Annotated in this window: 22 protein-coding genes; 15 read left to right on the forward strand and 7 right to left on the reverse strand. The window is 56.7% G+C overall.

All coding sequences use genetic code 11. From position 1 onward, the window contains the following. From dnaX to recR, 3 genes are all read left to right on the forward strand, one after another. Positions 1–2,211, forward strand: a complete 2,211-nt coding sequence (dnaX, locus tag N2M06_RS06475) for a DNA polymerase III subunit gamma/tau (protein ID WP_346351982.1) — start codon at positions 1–3, stop codon at positions 2,209–2,211. 38 nt (positions 2,212–2,249) lie between these two features. Beyond that, positions 2,250–2,579 carry a YbaB/EbfC family nucleoid-associated protein gene (locus N2M06_RS06480; RefSeq protein WP_019933966.1) on the forward strand — a complete coding sequence of 110 codons (330 nt, stop codon included), beginning with the start codon at positions 2,250–2,252 and terminating at the stop codon, positions 2,577–2,579. Between the two features lie 114 nt (positions 2,580–2,693). Continuing rightward, complete coding sequence (gene recR / locus N2M06_RS06485) at positions 2,694–3,299, forward strand: recombination mediator RecR (protein WP_019933965.1); 606 nt, start codon at positions 2,694–2,696, stop codon at positions 3,297–3,299. Between the two features lie 16 nt (positions 3,300–3,315). On the opposite strand, the gene N2M06_RS06490 is transcribed toward recR, so the two are convergent. From N2M06_RS06490 to N2M06_RS06520, 7 genes are all read right to left on the reverse strand, one after another. Continuing rightward, positions 3,316–3,552, reverse strand: coding sequence for a hypothetical protein (locus N2M06_RS06490; protein ID WP_019933964.1), 237 nt, complete (start codon positions 3,550–3,552; stop codon positions 3,316–3,318). Positions 3,553–3,631: 79 nt separating this feature from the next. Further along, complete coding sequence (gene cdd, locus N2M06_RS06495; RefSeq protein ID WP_317074672.1) at positions 3,632–4,453, reverse strand: cytidine deaminase; 822 nt, start codon at positions 4,451–4,453, stop codon at positions 3,632–3,634. Between the two features lie 15 nt (positions 4,454–4,468). Then, entirely contained in the window at positions 4,469–5,158 is a 690-nt protein-coding gene (locus tag N2M06_RS06500) for an LrgB family protein (RefSeq protein WP_019933962.1), read from the reverse strand. After that, positions 5,155–5,493 (reverse strand): CidA/LrgA family protein, encoded by a 339-nt coding sequence (locus N2M06_RS06505; RefSeq protein WP_317074671.1) that lies wholly within the window; start codon positions 5,491–5,493, stop codon positions 5,155–5,157. The genes N2M06_RS06500 and N2M06_RS06505 overlap by 4 nt, the downstream gene beginning before the upstream one ends. A 9-nt stretch (positions 5,494–5,502) precedes the next feature. Then, positions 5,503–6,918 carry an exodeoxyribonuclease I gene (sbcB, locus tag N2M06_RS06510; RefSeq protein ID WP_346351983.1) on the reverse strand — a complete coding sequence of 472 codons (1,416 nt, stop codon included), beginning with the start codon at positions 6,916–6,918 and terminating at the stop codon, positions 5,503–5,505. 97 nt (positions 6,919–7,015) lie between these two features. Next, entirely contained in the window at positions 7,016–7,351 is a 336-nt protein-coding gene (locus N2M06_RS06515; RefSeq protein WP_019933959.1) for a DUF413 domain-containing protein, read from the reverse strand. A gap of 100 nt (positions 7,352–7,451) precedes the next feature. Next, complete coding sequence (locus N2M06_RS06520; protein ID WP_019933958.1) at positions 7,452–8,318, reverse strand: hypothetical protein; 867 nt, start codon at positions 8,316–8,318, stop codon at positions 7,452–7,454. Positions 8,319–8,906: 588 nt separating this feature from the next. Between N2M06_RS06520 and ectA the strand changes: the two genes are divergently transcribed. From ectA to N2M06_RS06580, 12 genes are all read left to right on the forward strand, one after another. Beyond that, positions 8,907–9,413 carry a diaminobutyrate acetyltransferase gene (gene ectA / locus N2M06_RS06525; protein ID WP_019933957.1) on the forward strand — a complete coding sequence of 169 codons (507 nt, stop codon included), beginning with the start codon at positions 8,907–8,909 and terminating at the stop codon, positions 9,411–9,413. 61 nt (positions 9,414–9,474) lie between these two features. Further along, positions 9,475–10,746, forward strand: a complete 1,272-nt coding sequence (gene ectB / locus N2M06_RS06530) for a diaminobutyrate--2-oxoglutarate transaminase (RefSeq protein WP_346351984.1) — start codon at positions 9,475–9,477, stop codon at positions 10,744–10,746. 93 nt (positions 10,747–10,839) lie between these two features. Beyond that, entirely contained in the window at positions 10,840–11,247 is a 408-nt protein-coding gene (locus N2M06_RS06535) for an ectoine synthase (RefSeq protein WP_019933955.1), read from the forward strand. Positions 11,248–11,447: 200 nt separating this feature from the next. Further along, positions 11,448–12,884 (forward strand): aspartate kinase, encoded by a 1,437-nt coding sequence (locus N2M06_RS06540; protein ID WP_346351985.1) that lies wholly within the window; start codon positions 11,448–11,450, stop codon positions 12,882–12,884. Between the two features lie 108 nt (positions 12,885–12,992). Next, positions 12,993–13,274, forward strand: a complete 282-nt coding sequence (ppiC, locus tag N2M06_RS06545; protein WP_346351986.1) for a peptidylprolyl isomerase PpiC — start codon at positions 12,993–12,995, stop codon at positions 13,272–13,274. Between the two features lie 27 nt (positions 13,275–13,301). Continuing rightward, positions 13,302–14,924 (forward strand): DUF2813 domain-containing protein, encoded by a 1,623-nt coding sequence (locus N2M06_RS06550; protein WP_019933952.1) that lies wholly within the window; start codon positions 13,302–13,304, stop codon positions 14,922–14,924. Positions 14,925–14,955: 31 nt separating this feature from the next. Beyond that, complete coding sequence (locus N2M06_RS06555) at positions 14,956–15,684, forward strand: hypothetical protein (protein WP_346351987.1); 729 nt, start codon at positions 14,956–14,958, stop codon at positions 15,682–15,684. A 93-nt stretch (positions 15,685–15,777) separates the two neighbouring features. After that, entirely contained in the window at positions 15,778–16,917 is a 1,140-nt protein-coding gene (locus tag N2M06_RS06560; protein ID WP_317074664.1) for an MFS transporter, read from the forward strand. A gap of 73 nt (positions 16,918–16,990) precedes the next feature. Next, the gene (locus N2M06_RS06565; protein WP_019933949.1) at positions 16,991–17,464 is read left to right on the forward strand and encodes a glycine zipper 2TM domain-containing protein; all 474 of its coding nucleotides are present in this window, start codon (positions 16,991–16,993) and stop codon (positions 17,462–17,464) included. Positions 17,465–18,145: 681 nt separating this feature from the next. Further along, the gene (gene hrpA / locus N2M06_RS06570; protein ID WP_346351988.1) at positions 18,146–22,021 is read left to right on the forward strand and encodes an ATP-dependent RNA helicase HrpA; all 3,876 of its coding nucleotides are present in this window, start codon (positions 18,146–18,148) and stop codon (positions 22,019–22,021) included. A gap of 373 nt (positions 22,022–22,394) precedes the next feature. Further along, positions 22,395–22,682 carry a 50S ribosomal protein L25 gene (rplY, locus tag N2M06_RS06575; RefSeq protein WP_317052883.1) on the forward strand — a complete coding sequence of 96 codons (288 nt, stop codon included), beginning with the start codon at positions 22,395–22,397 and terminating at the stop codon, positions 22,680–22,682. Positions 22,683–22,829: 147 nt separating this feature from the next. Beyond that, positions 22,830–23,036 (forward strand): hypothetical protein, encoded by a 207-nt coding sequence (locus tag N2M06_RS06580; RefSeq protein ID WP_346351989.1) that lies wholly within the window; start codon positions 22,830–22,832, stop codon positions 23,034–23,036. The last annotated feature ends 7 nt before the right edge of the window (positions 23,037–23,043 follow it).

Raw genomic sequence — 23,043 nt, forward strand, 5'->3', positions numbered from 1 at the left:
ATGAGCTATCAGGTACTGGCCCGCAAATGGCGGCCACGCCGGTTTGGCGACGTGGTGGGACAACAGCATGTGCTGACAGCGCTGATCAATGCCCTGGAGCAGGGGCGGTTGCATCATGCCTATCTGTTCAGCGGCACCCGTGGCGTGGGCAAAACCTCCATTGCCCGCCTGCTGGCCAAGGCGCTTAACTGTGAAACCGGCGTGTCTGCTGATCCTTGTGGCCGCTGTGACAGTTGCCGGGAGATAGAAGAAGGGCGCTTTGTTGACCTGCTTGAGATAGACGCTGCCAGCCGCACCAAGGTGGAAGACACCCGCGAGCTGCTCGACAATGTGCAATATCAGCCGGCCCGGGGCCGGTTCAAGGTGTACCTGATTGACGAGGTGCACATGCTCTCCCGGCACAGCTTTAATGCCCTGCTGAAAACCCTGGAAGAGCCACCGCCTCATGTGAAGTTTTTGCTGGCCACCACGGATCCGCAAAAGCTGCCCATTACCATTTTGTCCCGCTGTTTGCAGTTTCATCTTAAAAGTCTGGAGCCCGGTCAGATAGACGGCCAGCTGCAGCATATTCTGCAGCAGGAGCAACTGAACTTTGAGCCAGAAGCCACCGCCGCGCTGGCCCGCGCCGCCGACGGCAGCTTGCGGGATGCATTAAGTCTGACCGATCAGGCTCTGGCCTTTGGCAACGGCCGGCTGCAGCTGGCAGAAGTGGAGCGCATGCTCGGCAACCTTAACCGGGAGCAGCTGCTGGCGCTGGTGGAGGCATTATTAGCCGGCGACGGTGCCGCTTTGCTGGCCAGAGTAGCCGAGCTGGCCACTCTGGGGCCGGATTATGACCATGTGCACAAGGAGCTGATTGCTTTCTGGCATCAGCTGGCACTGGCCCAGGTGGTGCCGGCTCAAGGGGTGCCTTATGCCGATGAGCTGAACCGGCTTGCCCCGCTGGTAAGTCCGGATCAAATACAGCTCTATTATCAGATTTGCCTGCAGGGCCGCAAAGACTTGCCCTTTGCGCCGGATGGCCGTTCGGCGCTGGAAATGACACTGCTGCGCACTCTGGCCTTTGTGCCCAAGGATGCCGCCGGCATTCAGGCGGAGCCGGCCCCGCTAAAAAAGCCTGAGCCGGCGGCCTTGCCGGCAAGCGAAGATGAGGCCATCAGCCGCCGGCTGGAACAGGAGCAGGCACAAATCTGGCAACAGGCCGAGCAAATGGGACAGGTGACCAGCCCAGTTGCCATTCAGCCCGACACTCAGTCTGAGACAGTGGTGGAACAGCCTGCTGCGCCACAAGAGCGCCAGCCGGTTGCGCAAGCACAGCCAGATCCGGTCAAACCTGAGTCTGCTCCAATACCAGCGTCGGCACCGCTGCCTGCAGTAGAGCCCGAGCCGCTGGTGGATGAAGCTGCCGAGCAGGCGGCGCGCATTCGTCGTCTGCTGCAAACCCGTAACCGGCTGCTGAGCCAGGAACGCAGCGAAGCGGCAGCGGAGCAAAAGCCGGCCCCGCGAGTGGTGGCCAAACCCGAGCGGCCAGCGCCGGTAACAACAGAAAAGCCGGTGCAGGCTCAGACTGCAAAAGTGGTACCCGAGCCCCGGAATGAGCTGCCGCCGCTGGATGCCTATCAAGACATAAGCTGGGACGATAACGACGCACCGCCCTGGAGCGATGAGCCTGAGCCTGTCTCAGGGCCGGTGCCTGCAACAGCGGCCAGACCTGTACCCGCAGCCGCCAGACCGTCGGCTCCGGCTCAGCCCGAGGCGGTGGCTCCATCTGTACCCAGGGCCAGCTGGAAAGAAGCAGCTGAGCCACTGAAGCCCTCCGAGCTGCTTTCTCAGGCAACCGATCCCTGGGCCAGACTGGTGTCTGAACTGCCTTTGGGCGGCCTGCTACGCCAGCTGGCCATGCACAGCACGCTGGAGCAGCAGGGTGATCAGTGGCAGTTATGGTTAAGACCTGAACATAAGCATCTGCTTAATGATAAAACCCGCGCCGAGCTTGAAGCGCTGGTCAGTCAGCATCTTGGTCGCAGCATCAGCGTTCGCGTGAGTCTGGGAGGAGAAGGACAAACGCCGTCTGATGTGGAGCTGCAGTTATATCAGGCGGCCCGGGCGCGCGCCAGAGATGAAATTGAAGCCGATGATGCGGTACAATTCCTTATCTCGCGCTTTGCCGCCGAGCTGGATGCAGACAGCATTGAGCCCATGGCGCAGTAAGCGTGACTGTATTCACCATCAATAAAGAGTAACAACCTATGTTTGGTAAAGGCGGACTTGGCAATATCATGAAACAGGCGCAGCAGATGCAGGATAAAATGCAGAAGCTGCAGGAAGAGCTGGCCCAGATGGAAGTGGTGGGTGAGGCCGGTGCCGGCCTGGTAAAAGTCACCATGACCGGCAGTCACTCTGTGCGCCGGGTAGAGCTGGACGACAGCCTGCTGGAAGACGACAAGGAGCTGGTGGAAGATCTGCTGGCAGCCGCGGTAAACGACGCCGTGCGCCGGGTGGAAGAGCAGAACAAAGCGCGTATGGGCGAGCTCACCGGCGGCATGCAGCTGCCCCCGGGTTTTAAAATGCCGTTCTAAAACAAAGCTTGAAGCCGGAAGCTGGAAGAAAAGCACTGATGTCTCAACACGCTGTTTTATTTTTTCAGCTTCTAGCTTTCCTTTCCCCTTCCAAATATCTTTCAAGAGTCTTCCATGCGTTTCAGCCCGTTACTGGATGAATTAATCAAAAGCCTGCAGGTGTTGCCCGGTGTGGGGCCCAAATCGGCACAGCGCATGGCCTTTGCCCTGCTGGAGCGTCAGCGTGCCGGCGGCCGCAAGCTGTCCCATGTGCTGGAGCAGGCACTGGATAATATCGGCCATTGCCGTCAGTGCCGCACTTTTACCGAAGAAGCCGTCTGCGCCATCTGCGCCAGCCCCAAGCGGGCGGTGAGTGGTCAGTTATGCGTGGTAGAAAGTCCGGCAGACGTGGTGGCCATAGAGCAGACCGGTCAATATCAGGGGCGTTATTTTGTGCTGATGGGCCATTTATCGCCGCTCGACGGAGTAGGCCCGGAAGAGCTGGGCCTGAATATACTGGAAACCTGGCTGGACACCGAGCCGTTCAGCGAGCTTATTCTTGCCACCAACCCCACGGTGGAAGGGGAAGCCACCGCCTATTTTATTGCCGATATTGCCCGCAGCCGCGGAGTGTCGGTCAGTCGCATTGCTCACGGTGTGCCCATCGGCGGCGAGCTGGAGCTGGTGGACGGCAACACCCTCAGCCACTCCTTTATGGGCCGTAAGGCGTTTAGTGACTGAAGGCCGGGTGGGGGTGTTATATCGGATAAAACGTCAGGCTGGCAATGCGCACCAACACGCCGGCAAACAGCAGCATGCCGCCATAGCGCAGCCAGCGATATTCCTGCAGCGTCAGATCCTTGGCGCGGTTAAATACAATACGCGGCAATGCCAGCCAGTCTTTCTTGCGCCGGCCATAGCGCCATGTGCCAATCAATACCAGTAATAATCCTGCCAGCAGCAATGCCGGCTCAGCCAGTTTCAGCCAGAGCATGATTCCCTTACACTCCGATGTTAATGATTTGTTGCCTGAGTATGGCCGGCCATACTGATGCCGGCCATTAGCCATTGGTCTATGAAACGTGTTCCAGGGTAACGGCACTGCTGGCGGCCAGCAGCTGAGCCGCGCCCGGGTACTGACTGATGCCAGCGGCGCTTTCCACCAATACGGCGCGAGTAATGTGTTCGGGCTGGCCGCCCTGCAGTTGTAACTGGCTCAGTGCCAGCTGCATGGGGCCAAGTCCCGGATTAAAGGCGGCATTTTCCAGATAGCGACCGGTGATAATGCGTCCGTCCGCCAGTTGCAGGGCTACGCCGGCACGATTGTGGCTATAGGGGGCATAGCTCAGGTTGGCCTGCTGCAGGGCAGCCTTTAAGAGTGTGTCGTCACTGGCGTGGTGCAGCGTGCCCGGCTCTGGGCTGAGCATGCCGCCGTCAATACCCAGATCAGCCGGGCCAAAGGCATAAGGCAGAAGCTCGCTTAATGCGTGTTCGGCCTCGGGCAGAGTAATGGTGACTGGCTGATTCAGCTCCTGCATAAACTGCCGGCAATGGCCGCAGGGGCTGGCGCTGACCACTACAGCCTGAATGTGTTGCTCATTATGCAGCGCCGCATGACCAATGGCCGACTGCTCCGCATGCACGGAATAATGCAGTGCAAGACCGGCAAACTCCAGATTGGCACCCAAATACCAGTATCCTGAATCTGCCATGGCGATCGCACCCACCGCAAAATTCGATACTGGTGCCAGGCTCAGTTGCCGGGCCTGTGGCAGCAGTGCCAGTGCAAGTCTTGCGCCTGCAAGGCCGGTGGCATGCTCAAGGGCTTTTACTTGCTCCGGCGTCAGCCGGGGCTGGGCAATAATGCTCATTTGCTGCAATGCGATCTGTATCATTTGCGCCTCCTGGTGTCAGCCTGTGAACCAAAGGTAGAGGTGAAACAGCGGCGGGGCCAGCAAGGCGGTGACAATACCGCACACTACCATGGCGAGGGACGCAAAGGCCCCTTGAGTATTGCCTACTTCGGCGGCGGCACCGGTGCCTATGGCATGAGCACTGGCCCCCATGGCCAGCCCCTGTGCTTCCGGATGGTTAACGCCTGCCAGCCGCAGCAGCGGAAAGCCGATAATAGCCCCCATCATGCCCACAATAATTACCAGTCCTGCCGCAATGGCCGGAATGCCACCCATGGACTCACTCACGCTCATGGCCAGGGGCGTGGTTATGGACTTGGTAAGTACCGAGGCCAGCAGTTCAGGACTTTGATGAATAATACCGCCAATCAGTAAGGTGGTGCCCACAGAAATCACTACCGACAGGCTGCAGCACAGCAAAATCGGCATCAGCCGGCTACGAATTTTGGCTGCCTGCTGATATAAGGGCAGAGCAAACGCCACCACTGCCAGCTCCAGCAAGAGCGCCAGCGGTCTGGTGCCGGCGTCATATTCAGCCGGACTGGTGTCGGTGGCCAGCAGCAGCGCAATAATCAGCAGCGCCGGTATCATGATGGGGTTGATCAGCAGATTATTAAAACGACGTGCCAGCTTGCGGGTGAGCAGATAACACAGCACGGTAACGGGAATGGCCAGCCAGAACATCATGATGCCAGCCTCTGATAGAGCCAGCCCACCGCCAGCAGAATAAGCACCAGGCCGGTCACTGCTGCCAGCAGAATAAAGCCAAGGCCTTTGCTTAATACATCGGCGTAGCTGAGCAGACCCGCTGCCACCGGAATAAACAACAGCGCCATATGCCGCAAAATAAGCTGGCCGCCAGCCTGCACCCATTCAAGGCGCACCAAGTTGCTGCTGAGTAACGCAAACAGCAGCAGCAGGCCAATAATGCTGGCCGGAAAGGCAAACGGCAGCACGGCTGCAATGGCTTTGCCCATCAACAGGCAAACAAAGATGACTGCAAAGTCACGAATAAGCGTCATGGTAAAATCTTAAAGGGATTGTACATAGCGGGCCACTGCCTGCAGCAGACCCAGTTGATGTTCATCTTCCTGATGCTCCAGCACCAGCTGCTCCAGACGGTGCATATAGACCTCGGCATGGGCCGAAAGCTTGTCCTGACAGTGCAGCCGCCAGCGCTGCCATTCCTGCTCGCTCAGGGTGTGAGGATAGTTGCGCGCCCGATAACGAAACAGCAGCTCGGGCAAACGCTCGTCACTGAACGACAGCGGCAGTTCGCCCAGCATGTCAGGGGCGGCGTTGCGCACCATGGCCATGGCGGCCTTGTCGGCATCACTGAAAAAGCCCTGATACAGGGCTGTGTCAACGTCGTCCGTCGGCTCAAACTCCTTGCCTTCAGCAAACACGGCTTCGGCTTTTTCCCTTATTTCCGGGTGCTGTCGTAGTAAATCCAGGCTTTTTCGGCACTGGGTTCTGTCTATGCCCAGCTCATCGGCGCGTTGCTCGGTCAGTGCTGCCGCTTTGGCCAGCACCGGACACTTGTTGATATGCACCAGCTTGAGCGGCACCGGTGGCAGCTCACCCAGCTCGTTGTTGGGTGTATACAGACGCTGGCGCAATTCATCAGGGCTCAGGTCAACCAGCGGCGACAGATCCCTGGCCAGATCCACACAAATGACTGCATTGGCATTATTGGCATGCCAGGCCAGTGGCGCAATCCAGGTAGCACAGCCCTGCCAGGCAGAAAACATACCCGACACATGCACCAGCGGCTTGCTGCTGATAATGTCAATCAGCGACTTGACCTTGTGCTTGTTGCGCAGCTCATACAGGTAATCGAACAGCCTTGGCTGGGCTCGTTTAAGTAATCTGGCCAGCGCTATGGTGGCACGCACGTCTGCCAGCGCATCGTGGGCCTGACCATGCTCTATGCCGTTGGCCTGTGTCAGGCGCTCCAGTTTAAAGCTGGGTTTGCCGTCCTGGTCTTCCGGCCAGTGAATACCATCGGGGCGCAGAGCATAAAAGGCGCGTACCACATCCAGCAGATCCCAGCGGGAGTTACCCTGCTGCCAGCTCCAGGCGTAGGGATCATAAAAGTTGCGATACAGAGTGTAACGGGTTACTTCGTCGTCAAAGCGAATATTGTTGTAACCCAGCACGCAGGTCTGCGGCTGGCTGAACTGCTCATGAATGCGGGCAATAAAGTCGGCCTCACACAGACCGTCCTGCTGGGCTTTTTGCGGTGTAATACCGGTGATCAGGGTGGCTTCGGGTGAGGGTAGATAGTCGGCAGGCAGCCGGCAATAAAACATTTGCGGCTCACCAATTTCGTTAAAGTCGGCATCGGTACGAATGCCGGCAAACTGCACCGGTCTGTCTTTGGCCGGGCTGATGCCGGCGGTCTCAAAGTCGTAAAAGTAGAAAGTGGGCTTTACCTGCTCGCTCATGGTGATATGCACGTAGCTGTATTTGCTGACATTATGCGTGACTCTGAGCAGGAACCCAAGGGGTTACACCTCCCCTTGGCAAGGGGAGGGAAGAGCATCAGTCGGCGCTGTCTTCTGCCGGCTCATAGTCATCGTCGTTGCCGGTGCTCATGGGCGAGCACAGGCGGTGCACCCGGCGCGGACCGATCACCTTAAGGTATTTCATCCATACTCTGGCGTGGCGCAGCTCGGGGGTTGCCTGTTGCTGCACCTGCTCTACAAAGCGCTGCTCATCGTCGGTCATGGGCGCACGCTGGCCGGTATAAAGGCTCAGCATGGCATGGCCGCATTGTTCCAGCAGCTGGGCTTCAGTCACGGTAAATTCACCGCAGCGGCGAAGCCCCCGGGGGAAGTGGGTAAAGTCCTGAAAAGGCTTGGCTGACTCAAAGCTCATGGTCACTCTCACTCTAACGTGGCATTAATGATCGCGGAAAGTATGGCACTCAGGCCTAGTACGCAAAATCAATTTTTTTCACGTTTCGTGCAATTTTGTTTTATGTGTTTTCGGTCGCGTCGCTGGTCAGTTCGATAAAGCGCGGATGCTGTCGCAGTGGCTCAAATTCTTCGTCTTCCGCTGCCACATGACGCAGGTGCAGATTGTTTTCCACAGCCAGTTCAAGATCGCTGAGGGCCTGCTCTTCATGCCCCATGCCGGCATGGGCACAGGCACGCTGATAGAGAGCATGAGCATTTTGCGGATCCACCTGCATCACACGGTTACACAGACTCAGTGCCCACTGACGTTCGTCCATCATCAGTGCGGCATCAGCCTTATGGGTGAGAGCGTCGAGATCTCCGGGCTTGATGTGCAGTATCTGATCGTAAATGTCCATCTTGGCCTGGGGGCTTTGCTCCTGGCTGGCCCGCAACCAGAGACCGTGCACCTCCTGGAAGCGTTCAATTTCCCGATAATTCTCTGCAATAACTTTGGTTTTTCGCTGCAGTTCGCGTTCAATCTGCCGAAGTTTGCGTTCATACGTGTCAGTGATCTGTTTCATCTGGGTTTCCACATAATCTCGTGCCGACTTCTTTAGTTCCCGTAAAGACTGCCAGCCCACTATGGCCAGCACAGAGGCGGCACCGGCCAGCAGATAGAAGAAATAGGTCACTGTGATGTTGGCGTAGCTCATGGCCTTGTCGGCCACGCTCAGCTCCTTTTGTACCACTTCTTCTTTGACGTTGACCTTGAACTGGGCCATTTCGGTACGCAGTGCTTTCAGCTCATCCAGCATATAGCGCTCCATAAAAGGGGTAAGCCGGGTACGCACTTCTTCGGTGGCCTCACCCTCCGCAGGCGTGTCGGCGGCAAAGGATGACAAGGAGAAACAGACGAACAGCAAGGCAAGCAATGATCTCAGCATGGGTAACTCATGATTCCGGCGGTGTGAATGGCATGTGAAGCAAGGCTAAAGATTAACGTTATGAAGGTTTGCTTTCAAATTATCGGTCTGACGGCATCTGGCGAGTATCACTTAGGGATCTAATGAGTTTTCTGCTTGGCTAATTTAGCTGCTGTTTAATTTGATCTGTGAGTAAAAGTGACGCTTCGGGCGTTGATGAGGCTGGGTTGGTGATCGGTGCGTCTTATGGGAAGGTGATCAGGGAAATCGTGTCTGTTTCAGAGGGCGAAGATGAATTTTTAGTGTGGCAAGTTCCTCATGATAGGCGCTCATGCCGGTGTTTTGGTGATTTCTATACTTTTTTGTAAAGTCCGTAAAGAGGCTTGTTTCATGGTTTTAATAAGTGCCGTTCAGGCCTTTAAGGGCGGGGGATAAGGCCGTTTTTACCGGCTGGCAAAGGTTTGTTTCATGGACTGTTGCTGCCGTTAAAAATGCATGCGATTCAAATTAAATTCATATAGTTCGCCTTGCAATTGCTTGATGGTTTGTTAGGTTAATAAGGAATTTTTTGATTAGCCCACTAACCAAAAGGGATTGAAGCCAATCATTATGGATACAACCGTTGACTTACAACTTGTGCTGCGACACCCCAATGCCACGGACGGTCGTGAAGTCAATCGCCTGATTGACCGATGCAAGCCCCTGGATACCAACTCGACTTACTGCAACCTGCTGCAGTGTTCGCATTTTGCCGACACCTGCATGCTGGCAGAAGACGAGGATGACGGCACCCTGCTGGGGTTTATCTCTGGCTACCGCAAGCCTTCTGAACCGGACACCCTGTTCGTCTGGCAGGTAGCCATAGATAAACGCGCCCGCGGAGAGGGCCTGGCCCGTCGCCTGCTTGAAAATCTGCTCGACGCCGACGCCTGCAAGGGGGTACGCCGCATTGAAACCACCATTACGCCCGACAATGCCGCTTCCTGGGGCTTGTTCGAGAGCGTTGCCCGAGAACGCGGTGCCAATCAGGGTGTGCGCCATGTGCTGTTCGATCAGGAACGCCACTTTGGCGGTGAGAGCAAGAGCGAGATCCTTTATCGCATTCCCCTGGCCTGAGCCTGACTTTTCTTCGAATTTTTCGCTTTTAATGATTTAAATCGCACTTTAAGGAGTTGTGATGAGTATTTTTGATGTAATGGAATCCAGTGTACAAACCTATGCCCGTTCGTTTCCGGTGGTGTTTGACCAGGCCAAAGGCGTCTGGCTGCACGACAGCAGCGGCAAGCGTTATCTGGACTTTCTGGCCGGTGCCGGCACCCTCAACTATGGTCATAACCACCCGGCTCTGAAGGAAGCGCTGATCGAGTACATTCAGCATGACGGCATTGCCCATGGTCTGGATATGCATACTGATGCCAAGGCCAAATTCCTGAGTGCGCTGCAGGACATTATTCTCAAGCCCCGTGACCTTGATCATGTCGCCCAGTTCACCGGCCCCACTGGCACCAACGCCGTGGAAGCAGCGATGAAACTGGCCCGCAAGGTGACCGGCCGGGAAAACATCGTGGCCTTTACCAATGGTTTTCACGGTGTGAGCCTGGGTGCGCTGGCCGCCACCGGCAACCAGCATCATCGCGGTGGTGCCGGTACCGTGCTGGCCAACGTGACTCGTTTGCCCTACGACGGTTACGCCGGCACCGGTGAAGACAGCCTGGTGCTGTTTGAAACCATGCTGAACGATAACTCCAGTGGCCTGGACAAGCCTGCCGCCGTGCTGTTTGAAGTGGTACAGGGCGAGGGGGGCCTGAACGCAGCCTCCGTTGAATGGCTGCAGCGTCTGGAGAAAATCTGCCGAGCCCACGACATTCTGATGATTGCCGATGATATTCAGGCCGGCTGCGGCCGTACCGGTACCTTCTTCAGCTTTGAGCCAGCCGGCATCAAGCCCGACATTATTACTCTGTCCAAATCGCTGAGCGGCATGGGCCTGCCCTTTGCACTGGTGCTGCTGCGTCCCGAGCTGGATCAGTGGGAGCCAGGTGAGCATAACGGCACCTTCCGGGGTAACAATCATGCCTTTATTACTGCCCGCAAAGCGCTGGAAACCTTCTGGCAGGACGATGAATTTGCCGCCGGTGTGCGTGCCAAGGGGGAGCTGGTTACCGCTCGTCTGCAGAAACTGGCCGATAAATATCCCGAGCTGTTCGACAAGGTGAAGGGCCGTGGTCTGATGCAGGGCATTGCCTGTTTGAACGGTGATATCGCTGATGAAATCACCAGTCGCGCCTTTGAGCTGGGCCTGGTGATTGAAACCGCCGGCCCCGATGATGAAGTGGTCAAATGCCTGTGCCCGCTGATCATCACCGAAGCGGAGCTGACCCAGGGGCTGGACTGGCTGGAGCAGGCCATTGTGGACGTAGCTGCCAAGCGCCTGAAAAAGGCCTCTTAAGCTGCGGTAGGCCCCAATTTATTGGGGCACCCATGCCCGGCTAAAAGCCGGGCCTACAAAACTAATGCACATCGAATAGTTAAAGGAAATACCATGATAGTACGTACCCTTGCCGACTGTGAGAATTCCGAACGCCGCGTGCAGTCCGAGACCGGCACCTGGGAAAGCACCCGCATGCTGCTCAAAGACGACAAGATGGGTTTTTCATTTCATATCACCACCATCTTTGCCAATACCGAAACCCACATTCACTATCAGAACCATCTGGAGTCTGTGTATTGCATGAGCGGTAACGGTGAAATTGAAGATCTGGCCACCGGTAACATCTACAACATCGAGCCGGGCACCCTGTACATTCTTGATCAGCACGACGAGCACCTGCTGCGCGGCGGCAGCGAAGACATGAAACTGGCCTGCGTGTTCAACCCGCCGCTCACCGGCAAGGAAGTGCACGACGCCGACGGCGTGTATCCGCTGGAAACGGAAGAAGCGGAAGGCTGAGTACAGCGTCTGTCTGCAAGGCGAAGCATCAGCGCGGTTGCACTTCACGACACGCTGTGGCTACGGCAATCCCCGCTGCTGCTTCGCTATGCCTTGCGCTCCGCACCTTTTCACTGGGCAGGGTTGGTCAAATCCAGGCCCACTGAAAATGTGCGCTCAAGAACAGAATGTTCAATGTCAGGGAACGGGAGAATTACAGAGTGTCACATACAGTAGAAAAAATCGGCGGTACCTCCATGAGCCAGTATCAGGCGGTCCGCGACAACATAGTGCTGCATAACCGAGATGAGCACAGCTATTACCAGCGCATGCTGGTGGTGTCGGCCTTTGGCGGCATTACCGATGGCCTGCTGGAGTGCAAGCGCACCGGTGCCCCCGGTGTGTATGCCAGCTTTGCCGATGCCGAAGACGATCAGGCCTGGGAGCAGGCGCTGGACAATGTCAGCGTGCGTATGTCTCAGATTAACGAAGAAATGTTCGGGGCCACTCCCGAGCGGGCGCTGGCCGATGCCTTTCTCCGTGAGCGCATGGCCGGCATTCGCGACTGCCTGAACCATTTACGCAAAGTGTGCGCCTTTGGTCAGTTTCAGCTTGCCGAGCAGCTGCAGACCATTCGGGAGCTGCTGGCAGCCATGGGCGAAGCCCACAGTGCTCATAACATGGTGCTGTACCTGCGCCAGAGCGGCGTTAACGCCATTCTGATGGACCTGACCGGCTGGCGCACCGACGAGGCGCTGCCGCTGGATGAAGTGCTGAATCAGGCGCTGGCCCGGGTAGACCTGTCTGCTCAGCTGCCGGTGGTCACCGGTTACGCTCATTGTAAAGAAGGCCTGATGAGCAGCTTTGATCGTGGCTACAGTGAAATGACCTTCAGCCGGCTGGCGGTACTCAGTGGTGCCCGTGAAGCCATTATTCACAAGGAATACCACCTGAGCAGTGCCGATCCTCGTCTGGCCGGCGAAGATGAGGTAATCCCCATTGGCCGCACCAATTATGATGTGACCGATCAGCTGTCAAATCTCGGCATGGAAGCCATTCACCCTCAGGCCGCCAAGGGGCTGCGCCAGCAGGGCATTCCGCTCAGAGTGCGTAACACCTTTGAACCGGATCACGAAGGGACGCTGATCACCACCGACTACCGCAGTCCGGCACCCTGTGTGGAAATGGTGGCGGGCCGCCGTAACCTGTTTGCGGTTGAGCTGTTTGATCAGGACATGGTGGGCCGGGTGTCTCACTACGCTGAGGGCTTTACCGACGAGCTGGACAAGATGCACCTGAACCTGGTGGCGAAAGACATGAATGCCAACACCCTCACTTATTATGTGGCGGGCAACCGCAAGCAGGTGCGTCGCCTGGTAGAGTCGCTGCAGCGCCGGTTTGAAAACGCCGATGTGACTACCCATAAAGTCTCGCTGGTGTCGGCCGTGGGCAGTGATATGAGCATTCCCGGTTTGCTGGCCCGCTCTGTGGGTGCGCTCAACAAGGCCGATGTGCCGGTGCGTGCCGTGCATCAGTCGCTGCGGGCGGTGGAAATGCAGTTTATTGTGGATGACGAGTATTATGAGCAGGCCGTGGTGGCCCTGCACGATGAACTGGTACAGACCCACGCCGATACCGTCGCCCTGGCGGTAGCCTAATCCCACCTCAGCCCTCCCCTTGGAAAGGGGAGGGAGCTCTATCTGCTTTCGTCCGCCTCCGCATTTTGGCACACTGACGTTATTGCTTTATTTCAATGAGAACCTTTGATGGCAAAACGTGCCTGTGCCCTTCATATTCTGGTGAAAACCGAAGCCGAGTGTAACCAGCTCAAAGCCCGGCTTGATAACGGGGCCGACTTTCATCAGCTGGCCAAAAAATATTCCATTTGTCCGTCCGGTAAAAAAGGCGGTGATCTGGGCGAGTTTAAAAAAGGTGATATGGCCGGTCCTTTTGACAAAGCGGTGTTTACCGGACCCGAACTTAAGGTGCAGGGGCCGGTTAAAACCCGCTTTGGCTATCATCTGATCAAGGTGCTTTACCGCAGCTGATGTCACTCACCAACCCGGATAGCGTCCATGTATCTTGAGCACGTTCACATCCGCAATTTTCTCGGTATTAATCAGCTGTCGTTGCCGCTGGATCAAAGCACAGTGCTGATGGGAGAAAATGCCTGGGGTAAAACCAGTCTGTTTCGTGCCCTGTGGCGGCTGATGGGCCGTGGTGCCTGCTGCTATGAGTTTGCCGAAGAAGATTTCTACCGCACCGAGGCCGGTGACCCGGCTCAGGAGCTTTCCATTACCCTGACCTATCGTGAGCACAGACCCGGGGTCAGCCAGCATTCCAACCGGCTGGCCCGGCTTGAGCAGGTATGGGTGCCTCACAAAGACAGCTTTCACCGCATCTATTATCGCGCCCGGGCCTGGCGTGATAAGCAGGGTATACACTGCCGTCATGAGTTTCTGAACAGTGCCGGCACCGTGATTGAGCTTGGTCATGCGTCGGCGCTGGTATGCCGGCTGATAGAAATGAATCCGGTATTCCGGCTGCGGGACTCGCGGGGCGCGCCGCAGGATCTGCCCATTGTGAATCTTAATGGCGATTATCAGCAGCTGCTGAGCCGGCTCAGTGACCAGCTGGCTGAAGAAGACGAGCTTAGCCGCAAGGAAATTGAAGCCGGTCTGGATGCGGTGCGCCAGCTGTTCGAGCATTATTTTACGCCTCAGGGGGCCACCAGCCGGGCACCGCGGCGGGCAAAAGACATTGCCATTCACCCGGTGACGCTTACCCAGCTTGGTAAATTCAACGACTGGCAGCCTTTAGGAGAAGACAGCGGCCTGTCGTTGGCACTGGCGGCGGTAGCCCGCACTATTTTGCAGGCCCGGGGCGGCCGTCCCATTGAAACCGGAGCCCGGCCTTTGCTGCTGATTGAAGATCCCGAAAGCCGGCTGCACCCCACCATGCTGGCAGCCACCTGGGGTATTCTGGAGCGCTTTCCCGGCCAGAAGCTGGTCACCACCAACTCGGGTGATTTGTTGTCGGCCTTTCCGCTTAATCATCTGCGCCGTCTGGTGCGCATGAACGGCGAGACCCGCTGTATGTCCATCGGCAACGAACGCTACAGTGCGGAAGACATGCGCCGCATTGCCTTTCATGTGCGTATTAACAGACCCATGTCGTTATTTGCCCGCTACTGGCTGCTGGTGGAAGGGGAAACAGAAATCTGGCTGCTGTCGGAGCTGGCGCGAATTTGTGGGTATGTGCTGCCTGCCGAGGGCATTCGTATCATCGAGTTTGCCCAGTGTGGGCACAGTCCGCTGATCAAGGTAGCCCGGGATTTCGGCATTGGCTGGCACTTGCTGACCGATGGTGATGAAGCCGGTCAGAAATATGCACAGGGGGTGCGCGGCATGCTGCGGGGTGAGCGGGAAACCGACCACCTTACTGTATTGCCTCGTAACGATATTGAACACTATATGTATTTTAACGGTCTTGAGCAGGTGTTTCGTCAGGAAGCCAATATTCACGACAAACATACGCCTCCCTCACGTATTATTGAGCGAGCGCTGAGCCGGCGCAGCAAGCCAGGCATGGCACTGGCGCTGGTAGAGGCCATTGAGCCTCATGGCCCGGAGCGGGTGCCCATTGAATTACGCCGTATGTTTGCCCGTATGGTCGTACTGGCCCGCCGGCAACGCTAAAATAGGCACAACGCATTAACGGAGAAAAGTAATGACAGAATTACTGCCGGCGCGCTTGTTTGCGCCTCTGGCACTCACGGCAGTGGCCGCTCTCGGCCTCTTGGTATGGGTACTTAAAAACGGCGATCTCTGCCCGGGGCAACGGCGTCGTATCAGTGACGGAGCCATGTCGGTATGGGCGGTGTTTGGGCTGGCGCTGATGCTGGGGGTGGAAGCCGGTGTACCGCCGGTTATGCTCTGGCTGGGTGGTGCGACGCTGGTAGCGGGGCTTGGCACTGTGCTGTATCAGGCGCGTATGCAGGGCAAACGCAGTCTGGATGTCAGCTGGCATTATCCGGCGCTGGTGCTGGCACTAGTTTATGGTGCTCTGGTGGGATGGCGCATGGGCGCAGGCTGGGCCTTGCTGGCCGCGGGTGCCGGCGGTTGTGTGTTTGCTCATCTGATTATGGTGCGCGCCAAACACCGTCTGCAGGCCTTTAATGTGCTGTTGCCCCTGGCCGGCACTGCCTTTGGGGTGATCTGGTTGCTGGCGCTGGCCATTCGTGCGGCCGGTCTCAGTGAGCCGGCACTGGCAGCCATGACCCTGCCTTTTGTGCAGCTAAGTGGTGCCGTGCTGGCGGGAGCCCTGGTCTGGTTTTTGCCGCTGTTGCGCAAAGAGCAAACCAAGCCACCGGTGATTGCCGTTGCCGCTCTGTTAATATTGGGTGCGCTCACCCTCGGGCAGGGCATGATCTGGCATATGGCCGGTAACATTAGTTAAACATCAAATTTTCTCGCCAAATCACAAATTTTTCTCGTTGTACTTGTGATTTGGCCCTTTCTAGAATGCGCGCCTCGAAATCCGGAGGCGTTCATGCACCTTGTTCCACTTTATACACATCTGATCCTGCTGACACTGGGTAATGCCTTTCTGGTGACCCTGGTGGCGGTTTATCTGAATGGCCAGGGTGCGCCGGCGGCACAAATTGGTCTGGTAGGTGCTGCTTTTTATCTAGGCATGCTGGGGGCCAGTTTTTTTGCTGATAAATTCATACAGCGGCTGGGGCATGTGCGTGCGCTGGTGATGTGCTGTGCCACCCTGGCACTGGCAGCAGTGGCGCTGACCTGGACCAGTTTGTTACCGGTATGGCTGGTGCTGCGGATGCTGGCGGGCATGGCGGCCGCCATCAGTTTTGTGGCGGTAGAAAGCTGGGTGCTGGGGGTGGCACCGCTGAACCGTCGTTCCAGTGCCATGGCGCGTTATATGCTGGTGTATTACTTCAGTTATGGCATCAGCCAGCTGTTTATTGATGGCTTTACGGTTTACAGCCCGTCGGCCTTCTGGCTGGCGGCCGGCCTGTGTGCGCTGGCACTGGTGCCGCTGCGTTTTGCCCGCTCACCCAATCTGGAAGACGAGATAACAGCAGATGGCATCGCCCCCAGCAAGCCGCCCCGGCTGGACAGAGCCCAGGGGCTGGCCGGTTGTCTGGTGGCAGGCATGCTGCTGGGCGCGCTGTCGGCACTCATGCCCATTCAGCTGGAGCAGCTGGCGCTGGGCGACGAGGTTGGCCTGTATATGGCCTGGCTGATTTTATGTGGCATGGCGTTTCAGTTGCCCAACGGCAGTCTGGCAGACAAAGTGGGTAAAAAAACCATGATGGGAGTGCAGACCCTGATGGTGGGCAGTGGTTGTTTGCTGCTGTGGGAATTTGACGGTACTCATATGTTGATCCCGGCTTTTGTGTTGATTGGGGCGGGAGCCTTTACCCTTTATCCCACCACCATGTCTTATGCCTGCGGCAACATGAATGGCCGCGCTTTGGTGCGCATGACCCAAAAACTGATGTTTGCTTACAGCATCGGCTCCCTGACCGGCCCCGTGATTGCCGGCATTATGCTGGAGAAGTTTCAGGCGGGGTTATTCCTGTTTTTGGTATTGCTGGTATCGGGCTGGGGGCTCTGGCTGCTGCTGGCACGCCTGTTATTCAGTAAACCCGTGGGCGATGCAGTCTAGTTTGGGGTGACGTGCGAATGCTTAGGGTATATTGTTTGGTGGATATTTCGGCTTTTTACAACAGGAGCACGTTATGAAAATCAAGCATTTATCAGCAGTTGTTATTCTGGCTGCACTGGGGTTGGGTGGTTGTGCCAATAGTGATGTTTATTCCGGTGATGTGTATGGCAGCAGCACGGCCGGCCGGGCCCAGAGCGTGACCTATGGTACTTTGGTATCGGTGCGACCGGTAAAAATTCAGGCCGGTGATCAAAACCCCAATGTGGTGGGCACAGTGGGCGGTGGTGTACTGGGTGGTATTGCCGGTAGTGCCATTGGCGGTGGTACGGGCCGCTCACTGGCCACCGCAGCCGGTGCCATTGCCGGTGCCATGGTGGGCTCAAAGGCGGAAGAAAAAATCAATCAGGTGAATGCCGTGGAGCTTGAAATTCGCACCGACAGCGGTGAAAGTCTGGTGGTGGTACAAAAAGCGGACAGAAGCTGGCAACCGGGCCAGCGAGTTCGCATGATTGGCTCCGGCAGTAATATGAGTGTGGCTCCTTACTAGCTCAGGTTATTGATAAACAAACAAAAAAGGCACCGAAAGGTGCCTTTTTTGTTTTACAGGAAATAGTGTTATTTCTTCGTGCAGTACAGTCCTGTCTTCCCGGGCTCGTTAGAATTGTGCCAAGGAAGGTGCAGAAATGGCAAGCATGGTTGCACAGACTGTAAAAATGACGGTTATAACTAACTCTTTCATTGTTTACCTTCCTCAACAGTGGGCTGTGAACACACTATACTGGCATGATGTTTGCTTTTCAACCGTTAAAGTGTGTTTTATTTGCTGTTGGGGTAGTAAATGATGAGTAACGTCTGTTTTTGACAGTAATGATGAGTCAAATCTGACGTAACAATCAGATTTTTTAATGCCTGTTTTATATTTCTTTATATTTTTGTTTTTAATTTCAATGCATTAGATGTTTTTCTTGGTGGTGGTCATGATGGGGGTGAGTATCTCGTTATTCCTGGTGTGACGGAAAAAACACTGTCCGTTTATGTGCTTTTTTAAGGAAAAAATGCTTCCGCCTGTAAGGGTGGTTCAAAATACAGGCAGTAACTCCGTAAATTCAGCATTGGAATGGTGGCTGCGGGCCGGCTGCGGCACCTGCATTCAAACGCTGGTTTCTGCTAAACTGCGCGCCAGATTTTTTGGCACTAAATGTGTTTATAAACAAACAGGGGTTTTGGTTTGGCACAGTCGGTTGAACAGTTGCAGGCAAGGCTGAAAGAGTGCAGAGGCGCTGAGAGCGGACGGTTTCGCCGCCGGTTACAGGGGGTGGCAAGGCTGGCTGAGTCCCGGCAGCAAAAGGTACTGGAAAAAATAGCGCTGGAGATGGCCACTTCCATGGCCGAGCGTAGCCGGCGGCAGGCATTGCTGCAAAGCCCGATTGCCTATCCGCCCCAGCTGCCGGTCAGCGACAAGCGCGATACCATCAAACAAGCCATTCAGGACCATCAGGTGGTGATCATTGCCGGTGAAACTGGCTCGGGCAAAACCACCCAGATCCCCAAAATGTGTCTGGAGCTGGGCCTTGGCATCGACGGCACCATTGGTCACACTCAGCCCCGTCGGCTGGCGGCCCGCAGCGTGGCCACCCGTCTGGCCCAGGAGCTGGGCTGTGAGCTGGGGGAGCGTGTCGGTTTCAAGGTGCGCTTCAGTGATCAGGCAAGCCAGGAAACGCAGGTCAAGCTGATGACAGACGGCATTCTGCTGGCGGAGATTCAGCAGGACCGCATGTTGCGTCAGTACGACACCATCATCATTGATGAAGCCCACGAGCGCAGCCTCAACATCGACTTTATTCTCGGCTACCTGCGCCAGCTGCTGCCCAAACGGCCCGATCTCAAAATTATCATTACTTCTGCCACCATCGATCCCGAGCGTTTCTCCAGGCACTTTAACGATGCCCCCATTATCTCGGTGTCGGGCCGCACCTATCCGGTGGAGCTGCGCTACCGGCCGCTGGTGGACGACAGCCGGGAGCGGGATCAGCTGCAGGGCATCTTTGATGCGGTCACCGAGCTCAGCAATGAAGGCCCCGGCGACATTCTGATCTTCATGAACGGCGAACGGGAAATTCGCGACACCGCCGACGCCCTGCGCAAGCTGGAGCTGCGCCATACCGAGATAGTGCCGCTGTTCTCAAGGCTGTCGAACGCCGAGCAGAACCGCATTTTTGAATCCCATTCCGGCCGGCGCATTGTGCTGGCCACCAACGTGGCGGAAACCTCGCTCACCGTGCCCGGCATTCGCTACGTGATCGATCCCGGCACGGCGCGCATCAGCCGTTACTCCTACCGCACCAAGGTGCAGCGCCTGCCCATTGAGCCGGTGTCCCAGGCCAGCGCCAACCAGCGCATGGGCCGCTGTGGCCGGGTCGAGGCAGGCATTTGTATTCGCCTGTACAGCGAAGAAGACTTTTTAAACCGGCCGGAATTTACCGACCCCGAGATTCTGCGTACCAACCTGGCCTCGGTCATTTTACAGATGTTGTCTCTGGGGTTGGGGGACATTTCCGCCTTTCCCTTTGTAGAAGCGCCGGAAAACAAAAATATCTCCGACGGCATACGCCTGCTGGAAGAGCTGGGGGCGGTACAAAACGAGAAAAATCAGCTCATGCTTACCCCGCTCGGGCGGGACCTGTCCCGGCTGCCGGTAGACCCGCGCCTGGGCCGCATGGTGCTGGCCGCCCGCGATTATGGCTGTGTGACCGAGGTGATGGTGATCACTGCGGCGCTGAGCATTCAGGATCCCCGTGAACGACCACTGGAGAAACAGCAGGCCGCTGCCGAAATGCACCGTCGCTTTGCCGACAAAGACTCGGACTTTGTGGCTTATATCAATCTGTGGCACTACCTGAAAGAGCAGCAAAAATTGCTGAGCGGCAACCAGTTCCGCAAGCAGTGCATGAGTGAATTTCTCAACTACCTGCGGGTGCGGGAATGGCAGGACATTTACAGCCAGCTGCGGCTGGTGGTGCGGGAGCTGGGCTTTGCCCTGAACAGCACGCCCGCCAGCTTTGACAGCCTGCACCGGGCCCTGCTGACCGGCATGCTCAGCCAGGTGGGACTGCGCGATGGTGACAAAAAAGACATTTTGGGGGCGCGCAACGCCCGCTTTGTGCTGGTGCCGGGCTCTCAACTTGCTAAAAAGCCGCCGCGCTGGCTGATGGTGGCCGAGCTCACCGAAACCCACCGGCTTTACGGCCGCACCGCCGCGCGCATTGATCAGGCCTGGCTGGAGGAAGCCGGGGCCCATTTGCTCAAGTCCAGCTACAGCGAGCCGCACTGGTCGAAAAAACAGGGCGCTGTGATGGGCTATGTGAGCAAAAGCCTGTTTGGCCTGCCGGTGGTGGTGCGCCGCCGGGTGAACTACTCTGCCGTTGACCCCAAACTGTGCCGGGAGCTGTTTATTCGCCAGGCCCTGGTGGAAGGGGAACTTAGCACCCGGCACGAGTTCTTTCACCACAACAGAGCCCTGCTGGATCAGGCCGAGACCCTGGAGCACAAGTCGCGCCGCCGGGATCTGGTGATTGACGACGAGACTCTGTTCCGCTTTTACGATGAGCGCCTGCCCGCCGATATTGTCTCTATTCGTCATTTCGACAAGTGGTGGAAAGGGGCGCGCAAGGCCGAGCCCGAGCTGCTGCACTTTACCGAAGAGATGTTGCTCAACGAGCGCGCCGGTGCCGTGACTACCCGTGACTACCCGGATGCCTGGCAGCACGACGGCCTGAACCTGCCGCTCGACTATCAGTTTGAGCCGGGCAAGGAAGAAGACGGCGTGACCGTGCGCATTCCGCTGCCGCTGCTCAACCAGGTGGCGCCCGAGCCCTTTGTGTGGCAGGTGCCGGGCCTGCGCCGGGAGTTGCTGGTGGCGTTGATAAAATCCCTGCCCAAGCCCATGCGCAAGCACTTTGTGCCGGCGCCCAACTTTGCCGAGGCGCTGCTGGCGGCCATGACCCCCTTTGAGGGCCCGCTGCTGGATCAGATGGAAAAACACCTGCGGCGCATGACCGGTGTGACCGTGCCTCACGAAGACTGGGACTGGAGCGCATTGCCGGCGCATCTCATCATGCGCTTTGCGGTAATGGACGCCGATGGTAAGGAGCTGGCCACCGGCCGGGATCTGGAAAGCATCAAGCTCAGTTTGCAGGGCCAGGTGCAGACAGCGCTGACACAGGCGGTGGACGACGATCGCTTTGAGCAGGAAGGGCTGCGGGAATTTCCCGCCAGCGCCATTCCGCATACCTTTGCCACCAAACGGGCCGGGTTTGAGGTAAAAGCTTATCCGGCACTGGCTGATCAGGGCGACAGCGTGGCGCTGCAATTGTGCGAAGATGAAACCAGCCAGGCCCAGACCATGTGGGACGGCCAGTGCAAGCTGCTGCTGCTGCAACTGCCGTCGCCCATCAAATATCTGCAGGACAAACTGCCCAACAAGGCCAAGCTGGGGCTGTATTTCAACCCTTACGGCAAGGTGCTGGATCTGGTGGACGACTGCATTCGCGCCGGCATTCATGTGCTGATGCGTGAGTACGGTGCGCCGGCCTGGACTCCGCAAGACTTTGAGTCGTTAAAAGACAAGGTCGCCGGCGAGCTCAACCCGACGGTAGCGGCCATTGCCCTGCAGGTGGAAGAGGTGCTGAGCCGGGCGCAAGGTATTAAAAAACGACTCAAGGGCAAGATTGACTTGTCCATGGCCATGGCCATGTCGGACATTCAGGCTCAGCTCGACGGCCTGATTTATCGCGGCTTTGTGACTGATACCGGTGCCGGACGGCTGAAAGACGTCTGCCGCTACCTTGAGGCCTTAAGCCGCCGGCTCGACAAGCTGGGTATTGATCCGCACCGGGACCGCGCCCACCTGCTGAAAATTCAGAATGTGCAGTCTGCCTATCAGGCCCTGCTGAAAAAGCAGCCCAAAGGAAAACCCCTGGCCCCTGAGGTGAAGGAAGTACGTTGGATGATAGAAGAGCTGCGGGTGTCGTACTTTGCCCAGACCCTGGGCACCGCCTATCCGGTCTCGGACAAACGCGTATTGCAGCAGATTGAAGCACTCTAAAGCTTGAGGCGGGAAGCCAGAAGCTGGAAGCAAAAAAAGGCGCTTTGATACCCTTTGTTTTCTTTGGGAGACCAAGGTGCTGATCGTTAGTAAACAGACAACGCCGATATTGCTCGAAGCAGCAGTGGGGATTGCCGAAGCCGACCGTCGCATGCCAAGGAAGGCATGCGCCGAGCGTCCCATGGATGGGCTTGAAGCGTGTCGGCGGAGCGCAACCGCATTGATGCTTCGCGTTGCGATCGTCTTTGGTTACTTTTTGACTGCGACAGGCTTCCCGCTTGCCCCGACAGGGGCCGCGTGTTACCATCCGCGCGCTTTTATCAAGGCAAAGGCCGGTCGCAGCCTTTGTCATTAACCTCAAAGAGAGAAGATTATGTCATTTGTATTTGAAGCCGAAGTGCGTACTGACCTGGGGAAAGGTGCGAGCCGCCGCCTGCGTCACGCTGACAAAGTGCCTGCCATCATCTATGGCGGCAACCAGGAGCCGGTAGCGGTTGCTCTGGACCACAAAAAGGCCATCATCGCTCAGCAGGAAGACGCCTTCTACAACGAAGTGCTGACCCTGGTTATCGACGGTCAGGAAGTAAAAGTGAAGGTTCAGGACGTTCAGCGTCATCCCTTCAAGCCCAAGCTGGCTCACCTGGACTTTGTTCGCGCCTAAGCGATACACATTGTTCACAAAAGAACCGCCTTCGGGCGGTTTTTTTGTCCCTTTTTTATACGCTTTTGATCCAGAAACAAAAATCTTTGACTTTCTGTTCAAATAGAACAGCGGCTTACAATGAGAGGGCTATCATGGCGGCAAAGCATGTTTAACAGTAAAAGGTTGCAAAAACGCATCAGTGAGCTTGAGGCAGAGCTGAATATTTTTCATAACATGCGGCGAGATCTGGGTGCTCAAATGATTTACTTCACCCTGAACTGCAAAGGGATGATCACCTACAGTAATCAGAATCTGCACCAGTCACTGGGATATCAAGCCAATCATCGGCAAACATCATCAGCTGTTCTGTGACGAGCAG

Origin of the sequence: Oceanimonas sp. AH20CE76 (assembly GCF_039654065.1) — a bacterium.
Classification (GTDB): Bacteria; Pseudomonadota; Gammaproteobacteria; order Enterobacterales; family Aeromonadaceae; genus Oceanimonas; species Oceanimonas smirnovii.

Excerpts from the sequence above, each read along its gene's own strand:
- dnaX (WP_346351982.1), top strand. The coding sequence starts at position 1 with ATGAGCTATCAGGTACTGGCCCGCAAATGGCGGCCACGCCGGTTTGGC.
- N2M06_RS06480 (WP_019933966.1), top strand. The coding sequence starts at position 2,250 with ATGTTTGGTAAAGGCGGACTTGGCAATATCATGAAACAGGCGCAGCAG.
- recR (WP_019933965.1), top strand. The coding sequence starts at position 2,694 with ATGCGTTTCAGCCCGTTACTGGATGAATTAATCAAAAGCCTGCAGGTG.
- N2M06_RS06490 (WP_019933964.1), bottom strand. The coding sequence starts at position 3,552 with ATGCTCTGGCTGAAACTGGCTGAGCCGGCATTGCTGCTGGCAGGATTA.
- cdd (WP_317074672.1), bottom strand. The coding sequence starts at position 4,453 with ATGATACAGATCGCATTGCAGCAAATGAGCATTATTGCCCAGCCCCGG.
- N2M06_RS06500 (WP_019933962.1), bottom strand. The coding sequence starts at position 5,158 with ATGATGTTCTGGCTGGCCATTCCCGTTACCGTGCTGTGTTATCTGCTC.
- N2M06_RS06505 (WP_317074671.1), bottom strand. The coding sequence starts at position 5,493 with ATGACGCTTATTCGTGACTTTGCAGTCATCTTTGTTTGCCTGTTGATG.
- sbcB (WP_346351983.1), bottom strand. The coding sequence starts at position 6,918 with ATGAGCGAGCAGGTAAAGCCCACTTTCTACTTTTACGACTTTGAGACC.
- N2M06_RS06515 (WP_019933959.1), bottom strand. The coding sequence starts at position 7,351 with ATGAGCTTTGAGTCAGCCAAGCCTTTTCAGGACTTTACCCACTTCCCC.
- N2M06_RS06520 (WP_019933958.1), bottom strand. The coding sequence starts at position 8,318 with ATGCTGAGATCATTGCTTGCCTTGCTGTTCGTCTGTTTCTCCTTGTCA.
- ectA (WP_019933957.1), top strand. The coding sequence starts at position 8,907 with ATGGATACAACCGTTGACTTACAACTTGTGCTGCGACACCCCAATGCC.
- ectB (WP_346351984.1), top strand. The coding sequence starts at position 9,475 with ATGAGTATTTTTGATGTAATGGAATCCAGTGTACAAACCTATGCCCGT.
- N2M06_RS06535 (WP_019933955.1), top strand. The coding sequence starts at position 10,840 with ATGATAGTACGTACCCTTGCCGACTGTGAGAATTCCGAACGCCGCGTG.
- ppiC (WP_346351986.1), top strand. The coding sequence starts at position 12,993 with ATGGCAAAACGTGCCTGTGCCCTTCATATTCTGGTGAAAACCGAAGCC.
- N2M06_RS06550 (WP_019933952.1), top strand. The coding sequence starts at position 13,302 with ATGTATCTTGAGCACGTTCACATCCGCAATTTTCTCGGTATTAATCAG.
- N2M06_RS06555 (WP_346351987.1), top strand. The coding sequence starts at position 14,956 with ATGACAGAATTACTGCCGGCGCGCTTGTTTGCGCCTCTGGCACTCACG.
- N2M06_RS06560 (WP_317074664.1), top strand. The coding sequence starts at position 15,778 with ATGCACCTTGTTCCACTTTATACACATCTGATCCTGCTGACACTGGGT.
- N2M06_RS06565 (WP_019933949.1), top strand. The coding sequence starts at position 16,991 with ATGAAAATCAAGCATTTATCAGCAGTTGTTATTCTGGCTGCACTGGGG.
- rplY (WP_317052883.1), top strand. The coding sequence starts at position 22,395 with ATGTCATTTGTATTTGAAGCCGAAGTGCGTACTGACCTGGGGAAAGGT.
- N2M06_RS06580 (WP_346351989.1), top strand. The coding sequence starts at position 22,830 with ATGTTTAACAGTAAAAGGTTGCAAAAACGCATCAGTGAGCTTGAGGCA.